General features: G+C 45.7%; 5 protein-coding genes and 2 pseudogenes. 4 read left to right on the top strand and 3 right to left on the bottom strand.

All coding sequences use genetic code 11. The annotated features are described in order from the left end of the window. Positions 1–74: 74 nt before the first annotated feature. The 3 genes from rluB to B5J93_RS02280 form a co-directional block, all read right to left on the bottom strand. A complete protein-coding gene (gene rluB / locus B5J93_RS02290) occupies positions 75–983 on the bottom strand; it encodes a 23S rRNA pseudouridine(2605) synthase RluB (protein ID WP_420811390.1) in 909 nt (302 codons plus the stop codon). Positions 984–1,385: 402 nt separating this feature from the next. After that, positions 1,386–3,320, bottom strand: coding sequence for a molecular chaperone HtpG (htpG, locus tag B5J93_RS02285; protein WP_079324246.1), 1,935 nt, complete (start codon positions 3,318–3,320; stop codon positions 1,386–1,388). 65 nt (positions 3,321–3,385) lie between these two features. Further along, a complete protein-coding gene (locus B5J93_RS02280; RefSeq protein WP_079324244.1) occupies positions 3,386–3,631 on the bottom strand; it encodes a PspC domain-containing protein in 246 nt (81 codons plus the stop codon). A gap of 168 nt (positions 3,632–3,799) precedes the next feature. Between B5J93_RS02280 and nadR the strand changes: the two genes are divergently transcribed. The 4 genes and pseudogenes from nadR (at position 3,800) to B5J93_RS02260 (ending at position 8,335) form a co-directional block, all read left to right on the top strand. Next, on the top strand, positions 3,800–4,822 hold the full coding sequence (gene nadR, locus B5J93_RS02275; protein ID WP_079324242.1) for a multifunctional transcriptional regulator/nicotinamide-nucleotide adenylyltransferase/ribosylnicotinamide kinase NadR: 1,023 nt from the start codon (positions 3,800–3,802) through the stop codon (positions 4,820–4,822). 202 nt (positions 4,823–5,024) lie between these two features. Continuing rightward, complete coding sequence (gene pnuC, locus B5J93_RS02270; RefSeq protein WP_079324240.1) at positions 5,025–5,786, top strand: nicotinamide riboside transporter PnuC; 762 nt, start codon at positions 5,025–5,027, stop codon at positions 5,784–5,786. A gap of 140 nt (positions 5,787–5,926) precedes the next feature. Beyond that, positions 5,927–6,371, top strand: a pseudogene (locus tag B5J93_RS02265) (Mpo1 family 2-hydroxy fatty acid dioxygenase). A 301-nt stretch (positions 6,372–6,672) separates the two neighbouring features. Further along, positions 6,673–8,335, top strand: a pseudogene (locus B5J93_RS02260) (formate--tetrahydrofolate ligase). Positions 8,336–8,419: the final 84 nt, after the last annotated feature.

Genomic DNA, 8,419 nt, shown 5'->3' with positions numbered 1-8,419 from the left:
TGTGGACATGATTTGCATTTATAAATCATCAATCATTCATAAAAAAATAACCGTCATTTGACGGTTATTTTTGTTTATACCTTATAAAACTTCGCCTTGCCAAACGCAGGGGCTTGCCCTCCTTTACGTTCGCTTCTGCCTTGTCTGTCATCGGCTCTTTTTCGCTCGCTTTTGCCTTTTTGGGTGCGTTTTTGGCGAACTTCACGAGCAGGCAAGGGTTTTTTATGGATGCGGGCTTGTTTTTCTTTGGCAGATGTGTTTAGTCCCGTACCTTGGCGAGAACGCAGACCTACCGATGAGACAAGGGCATCAATGGCTTTGGCATCAAGCTCAATAAACCGCCCTGTTTTTAGCTCTTTAGGCAATATCATGGTGCTATAACGGGTGCGAATCAGGCGTGAGACTTTAAGCTCTTGGGACTCAAACATACGGCGAACTTCACGCTTGCGACCTTCTTTGATGGTGACGTGATACCATTTATTCACGCCCGTGCCACCGCCTTCTTTGATGTCATCAAAGCGTGCTATGCCATCTTCCAACTCAACGCCACGGGTCAAATTTTGGGCAATCTCTGGAGTAACTTCGCCAAGCACACGTACGGCGTATTCACGCACCAGTTCGCTAGATGGGTGCATGAGACGATGAGCCAGCTCGCCATCATTGGTAAACAGTAGCAGACCTGATGAATTAATATCTAGCCTGCCGACCATCACCCATCTGTCGCCTGTCAGCTTGGGCAGACGGTCAAACACCGTGGGGCGACCCTCGGGGTCGGACATGGAGCAAATCTCGCCTTCGGGCTTATAGTAGGCGATGACACGGCGACGTTTCTCACGTTCGGCTTTAAGACGTACCAGTCGCCCGTCGATACGAATCTCATCACTCACTCTGGCTCTGTCGCCCAGCGTTGCAGTTTTGCCATTGATGGAGATTCGTCCTGTTTTGATGATTTCTTCTAACTGACGACGTGAACCCAAGCCCATGCGTGCTAGGAGTTTTTGCAGTTTTTCGCCTTGGGGTTTGGCGGTATCTGTGTGAGTGTCTACGGGTAATTCGGTGGTGTGGAGGGCATTCATGATGTGTTCCTGTGTGGGGAGTTTAACATTTCACAATGTTATTAATATGTTAGGGCGTGCCTGCCCTTATAACACTTTTAAAATTTAGAAATACTGTAAAGATAAAATGATGTTTTTGCATGAAAAATGGCTAAATCTTGTTTTTCATTGCAAATACCAAAGGCAGGCACGCCCTAAGCAACGACTTGCTTAAAAAGATGAACAGTCATTATACCATAGTTTTGCCATATAAAGGTATTTACTTTGTACCCACAAAAATACCCCGTCAAAAAACAGGGTATTTTATTTTCCAAAAAGATATTAAAATAATTACTTTAAAAGCAACTTGTTAATCCGCTTTAAATACCCTGCAGGGTCATCAGGCTGTCCGCCATCTGCGATTAGGGCTTGGTCAAAGATAACTTCGGCTAGGTCATCAAAATCGCCACTGCTCTCTAAACGTGCAATCAGCGGGTGCGTGGGGTTAATTTCCAGAGTTGGCTTGACATCAGGCACAGGCTGTCCCATGGCTTTTAGCATTTGAGCCATTTGTGGGGTCAGCTCGCCATCGCCCACGACAAGACAGGCAGGAGAATCCACCAAACGGCTCGTTACTCGCACGTCTTTGGCTCGTCCGCCAAGCACCCCTTTTAGGCGTTCTACCACAGGTTTGAAGGCTTCTTCTTGTTTTTTGACTTCTTCTTTTTCAGCGTCATCGGTCAAATCACCCAAATCCACCGCCCCTTTGGCGATATTTTGTAGGGGCGTGCCGTCAAATTCGGTCAAGAAGTTCATCGCCCATTCGTCCACTTTTGAAGTCATCAGGATAACTTCAATGCCTTTTTTATTAAACAGCTCTAACTGTGGGCTGTTTTTGGCAGAGACTAGGTTTTCGGCTGTCAGATAATAAATCGCCTTTTGACCGTCTTTCATGCGTGCCTTGTAGTCGGCAAAACTGGTCTCAACGGCATCATTTGTGCTGGTGGCATAGCGGAGCAGTTTGGCGATACGCTCTTGGTTGGCTTTATCTTCGCCCAAGCCTTCTTTGATGACATCGCCAAACTCTTTGTAAAAGTCGGCAAATTTGGCTTGTTTGGCTTCATCTTCGCTATTAGCTAGGCTTGCCAACAGGGTCAGCACACGGCGGGCGTTGCCTTCACGAATAGATTTGACATCACGAGACTCTTGCAAAATCTCACGGCTGACATTGAGCGGTAAATCAGCACTGTCAATCACACCCTTGACAAAACGCAGGTACATGGGGAGAAGCTGTTCGGCATCGTCCATGATAAACACACGCTTGACATAGAGTTTTAGCCCACGTTGCTGTTCACGGGCGTATAGGTCAAATGGGGCTTTTTTGGGGATATATAGGAGCTGAGTGTACTGCACACGCCCTTCCACTCGGTTGTGCGTCCAAGTCAGTGGCTCATCAAAATCGTAGCTTACGGTTTTATAAAACTCGCTGTACTCATCATCACCAATCTCGCTTGGCGTGCGTGTCCATAGGGCGGACGCTTTGTTAATAGTTTCCCATTCGTCCGTCAAAATCATCTCGCCATTTGGCACAGGGGCGTTCTCGTCCTGCTCGGCATCTTCTTGCCACACTTCTTTACGCATTTGAATGGGCAGACTGATGTGGTCAGAATATTTGCTTACGAGCGACTTGATTTTGTAGCGGTCAAGGTAGCTGTATTCGCCGTCTTCACGCTCCACAAATTCATCTTTTAGGTGCAAAGTAATGGAAGTGCCACGGGTAGGCTTGTCCATGGTTTCGGTCGTAAATGAACCTGTACCGTCCGATACCCAGCGTACGCCCTCACTGCTTGGCTCGCCAGCTTTACGAGTTTCTACCGTGATTTTGTCCGCCACGATAAAGCCTGAGTAAAAGCCCACGCCAAACTGTCCGATAAGGTTGCCGTCTTTTTTGTCAGCGTCTGAGAGTTTATCCAAAAAGGCTTTGGTGCCTGATTTGGCAATCGTGCCTAAGTTGTCAATCACGTCCGCTTCGTTCATGCCAATGCCATTATCACTGATGGTCAAGGTCTTGGCATCTTTGTCAATCTCAATTTTAATGGCAAGCTCGCCGTCATTTTCATAAAGACTGTCATCACTGGTTGCCAAAAAGCGTAATTTGTCGCAAGCGTCAGACGCATTAGACACCAGCTCACGGATAAAAATGTCAGGATTTGAGTACAGTGAGTGCGTCACAAGGTGCAGAAGCTGATTAACTTCGGTTTCAAAGGTATGGTTTTTGATGGCCATAAAAATATCCTGTTAAAAAATAACAGGATAAAAATAGGGATAGGGGGCGGATTTTTCAAGGGGATTTATCGCACCTGCTGATAATCAGCCTCTGGCACATACGAATTTGCCGTCGCCTTTGGCATGACTATCCACAGGATAAAGTAGATAAGCACCCCTGGCACGGCAGCACTGGCGACCGAGATGATGACAAACAGAAGTCGCACCATCGTGGGCGACCAACCCAAGTACTCTGCGATACCGCTCATCACGCCTGCTATCATGCGGTGATGACGTGAACGATGTAATTTATATAATTTTGCTTGTGCCATGATAAAACCTTATTTGTTACTTTTATTTACTATTGCCTTCACAAATTTGCGTATAATATAAATAAAATTGGTTGAAAAGAATGTTTACGATAACAGCCAACACCATGATTTTCAAGCAATTTTACTCAATCTTACGATTTTCACTTAACATTACAAAAAGGTGACATAATGAACACAGGCATTCTCATCGGACATTTTGAACCCCTACATTTAGGGCATTTGGCGGACATCAATCACGCCTCAGGGCAAGTGGATACCTTGCACATCGTGGTATTGCCCAAAGATGGTAACAGTCCCTTTAAGCCCACTTTGCAAGACAAAGCCCGAGCCGTGCAAGTGGCGTGTGAGTTTTTTGGGTTTATCAAAGTGCATACGGCTGATGGTTTAAATTTGACTGGTTTAAATAGGCAAACTTGGGCTTATGATGAGCCAAACTCTGATACATCGCTGATTGATGTGATTATTACCGCCCTACAAATCAATGACACACCCACGCTATTTATCAAATCATTTGCCAAAAATAATCTTTTAAATAACCAAACCTATCAAACCGCCCTATTACCCGATAATCATTATAATAGCACCGCCATTTATCAAAATCCCATTGCCCATTTTCATGCCATCGCCCCGTCCGCCAAACAAAACTACACCAAAACCGTCTGTATCGTGGGCGGTGAAAGCTCGGGCAAAACCACGCTCGTGCATAAACTTGCCAATCATTATGGGGCAAATTTTGTCTTAGAAATGGGGAGACTTTATACCCACAGCGATTTGGGTGGTACAGAGATTGGATTACAATACAGCGATTATCCTGTTATCGCCAATCAGCATTATTTGGCAATTCAAAACGCCCTAAAAAATGCCATTAGCCCCATTACCATTATTGATACCGATTTTATTACCACACAAGCCTTTTGTGAAACGTATGAAAATCGCACTCATCCTTTATTAACAGCATTTTGTGAAAATGTCAAAATGGATTATACTATTATGCTTGACAATAATGTCAAATGGGTCGCAGACGGAATGCGGTCATTAGGCTCGGATGATGAACGCAGTGCTTTTTCAAAGACACTCATGAGATTATTTGACAAACATCAAATTACCCCACATATTATTAACGATAAAGACTATCGCGACAGACATTTATCGGCGGTAGCATTTATTGATGCTGTTATTTTTAATAAATAAATTTTTATATATTTTGTTAAATATTTTTAATATAATAGACTTCTTGCGAAACCCCAAATTAAAGAAAACCGTTCGTGGTGAGCCTGTCGAACCATGACGGTTTTCCTACCCGCAGGCAAGCTCAGGGCGAACAGAAAACCTAGTATCGCAAGAAGTCTAATTTATTCACCCCAATCACACAACCTAACATCAAAGGACACTCATGCAATTTAAATTTTTGGATAACATCACAGGATTTGGCGATAAAGATTGGTCAAAACAATGGATAATCGCTTGGTTTGTGGTTGGGGTCATCGCCCTATTTGTCGGCTTTTGGCAAACCACCGAACACACAGGACTTGACTGGTTTTATCTTATCGTCTCCTACATCGGGCTTTTGTGCGTGGTGGGTTTGTCCTTTCGCAAAAACGTGATGGGCAACGGCTTTGGTATGCTTGCCACGGCAGGCGAAGTGGTCGTGCAGGGCAGTCGTGGGGCGATTGGGCTCATGCTTGCTCCGCTCTTTAACTTTTTTACGCACGCTTGGGGCGTGATTTATTGGAAAAAGAACACGGACGCAGACGGGGATATGCTTCCACAATCGGCAAATAAATATGTGTGGATAATTACCGTTTTATTTATAGGCATTGGCATTTATTTATTTCCAATTATCAATGATTGGCTTACTGCTCATAATTACGCCATTTATCAAGATGACGGCTCTACCTTTATGGGAATTAGCTTTTATACCATTAACATTTTGGCATTTATTTTGTCCGTTACCGCCCAAGCCACGATGATAATGCGATATTCTTTTAATTGGTATTTGTGGATTATTGTTAATATGGTTTGGCTTATTGTTAATATCATGACGGCTAATTATATTTTTGCCACTCAGACAATGGTTTATCAAGCCAATGCCATTGTTGGATTATATGGCTGGTATCGCAGTGAAAAGATAAATAAAGCCAAAATAAATAATTGATAAGCTATTTAATAATAATTTAAAAACTTAAAATTTTAAATTTTTGTCACGCTAAATGATTGACAATGTTTTTATCGTGGGTTAAATTATTAGCAATAAATTAACCCATTATTTTACCAAGCCTAAAATAAGGACATTTTATGCACCCATTTAAATCGCAAAAACCCTTATCACTTTGGCTGTCTGAATATGCCGTCAGCCATCAAAATCCCACCAACAAACGCATTCATTATATCTGTGTGCCGATTATCTTTTTGACCATAGTCGTCATGCTTTATCATATCTCGGTGTATCTGCTTGCAGTTATTACGATAGGCGTACTGTGGTTTTATGTGCGATTGTCTTTGCTATCCTTTGTTGCCATGCTTGCCTTTTATGGGCTGTGTCTTGGTGTTGCCGTGTTTGCCCCTGTTGGTATTTGGTTTTGGGTTGGGGTGTTTGTGGTGGCGTGGATTGGGCAATTTGTCGGGCATAAGGTTGAAGGGGCAAAGCCGTCATTTTTTTGAAGATTTGCAATTTTTACTGATTGGACCTTTGTGGGTGGCGTTTGCACTGTTTGGCAAAACCCCTGCCCGACAATCATAACCCCAATTTTGTCATGGCTTTTTGCTGATAAAATGATTATAATGTCATCATAGTGTTCTGTTATGACATTATTAACTTTATTTTATCAGTAATGACGGCTATACCCAATAAACTTTAAAATTACTACAAACACAATGATTTATGGATGTAGGGGCGTGCTGTGCACCCCTTGCACGGTAATGTCATCAAAAGGGTGTGCTCAGCACACCCCTACAAACCCGTGGTAAATATCAAGTTGGGTGGGTGTATCTCACCTTTTATAACCCATTTAATCACACTGACATGATGTTAAGGATTTATCATGACCCAACTGACCGACGCCCAAATCGCCAGTAACGCCCTAGCGACCATCGCCCCCATCAGTGACATCGCACGCAAACTCGGACTGTCCGACGACGACATTGAACACTACGGCAAATACAAAGCCAAAATCCGCCACACCCCGACCACTGACCGCCAAGGCAAGCTCATCTTAGTGACCGCCATCAATCCCACGCCTACTGGCGAAGGCAAAACCACGCTCGCCATCGGTCTGGGCGACGCATTAACCGCACTCGGTGAGCGTGCCGTGCTTGCCCTGCGTGAGCCATCGCTTGGTCCTGTGTTCGGTATCAAAGGCGGAGCAACAGGGGGCGGTCAGGCACAGGTCATCCCCATGGAAGACATCAACCTGCATTTTACGGGCGATTTTCACGCCATCACCAGTGCCAATAACCTACTGTCCGCCTTGATTGACAACCACATTCATCACGGTAATGAGCTGGGTATCAACCCCAAAAAAGTGCTGTGGCGACGTGCCTTGGACATGAACGACCGCTTTCTACGTCACATCATGGGTGGCATGGGCAAACCCAGTGATGGCGTGATTCGCCCTGATGGTTTTGATATTACCGTGGCGTCTGAGATTATGGCGGTGTTTTGCCTAGCACGGGATTTGGACGACCTAAAAGAGCGACTGGGCAACATGATGGTTGCTTACCGTTTTGATGGTGCGCCTGTATTCGCCAAAGATTTGCAGGCCCAAGGGGCGATGACCGCCTTGCTCAAAACCGCTTTTGCCCCCAAACCTAGTTCAAACCATGGCAGGCACGCCCACGCTCATCCATGGTGGACCTTTTGCCAACATCGCCCACGGCTGTAACTCGGTCGTGGCGACACGGCTCGGGCTGGCACTGGGCGACTATGTGGTCACCGAAGCAGGCTTTGGGGCGGATTTGGGAGCGGAGAAGTTTTGCAACATCAAATGCCGACTGGCAGGGCTTCACCCCGATGCAGTCGTGGTCGTGGCAACCGTGCGTGCCTTAAAATACAATGGCGGCGTCGCCAAAGATGACTTGACTGGCGAAAATCTCACCGCTCTGTCCCAAGGACTGCCCAACCTACTAAAACACATAGACAACATGAAATCCGCCTTTGGACTGCCTGTGGTGGTCGCCATCAACCGCTTTGTCAGTGACAGCGATGCCGAACTTGCCCTGATAGAACAAGCCTGCCATGACAGGGGCGTGGCGGTGTCGCTGTGTGACGTCTGGGCAAAAGGCGGACAAGGCGGTCTTGACCTTGCCCAAAAAGTCATTGACGCCACGCACGCCCCCAGCCACTTCCCTACGATGATAACGTCAGTGTCAGCGATAAAATCACCGCCATCGCCACGACCATCTATGGGGCGGACGGTGTGTCGCTCACTGCCAAAGCCCTATCCGACATCAAAGCCATTGACAAATTGGGCTTATCACACCTGCCCATCTGCATGGCAAAAACCCAATACTCACTCTCTGATGACCCCAAAGCCCTAGGCAGACCCACGGACTTTACCATCAGCGTGCGTGAAATCACCATCTCGCACGGGGCTGGGTTTTTGGTCGCACTCTGCGGCGACATCATGAAAATGCCCGGACTGCCCAAAGCCCCTGCGTCCATGAACATTGATGTGGTTGATGGGGGGGATTGTGGGGTTGTTTTAGACAACCAAGAATCCATTTGATGATTAATATCGGCTATGGAAAAACCTGCCATAGCCGATATGCCAAATCGGCAGTTGTTTTTTA

This window comes from Moraxella equi (assembly GCF_002027555.1).
Classification (GTDB): Bacteria; Pseudomonadota; Gammaproteobacteria; order Pseudomonadales; family Moraxellaceae; genus Moraxella; species Moraxella equi.
The sequence above is the reverse complement of the archived record's forward strand: the minus strand, read 5'-3'. Positions and strand labels throughout refer to the sequence as shown.

Bases quoted from the DNA above. Each gene is read 5' to 3' on its own strand.
- nadR (WP_079324242.1), top strand. From the start codon at position 3,800: ATGAACACAGGCATTCTCATCGGACATTTTGAACCCCTACATTTAGGG.
- rluB (WP_420811390.1), bottom strand. From the start codon at position 983: ATGGGCTTGGGTTCACGTCGTCAGTTAGAAGAAATCATCAAAACAGGA.
- htpG (WP_079324246.1), bottom strand. From the start codon at position 3,320: ATGGCCATCAAAAACCATACCTTTGAAACCGAAGTTAATCAGCTTCTG.
- B5J93_RS02280 (WP_079324244.1), bottom strand. From the start codon at position 3,631: ATGGCACAAGCAAAATTATATAAATTACATCGTTCACGTCATCACCGC.
- pnuC (WP_079324240.1), top strand. From the start codon at position 5,025: ATGCAATTTAAATTTTTGGATAACATCACAGGATTTGGCGATAAAGAT.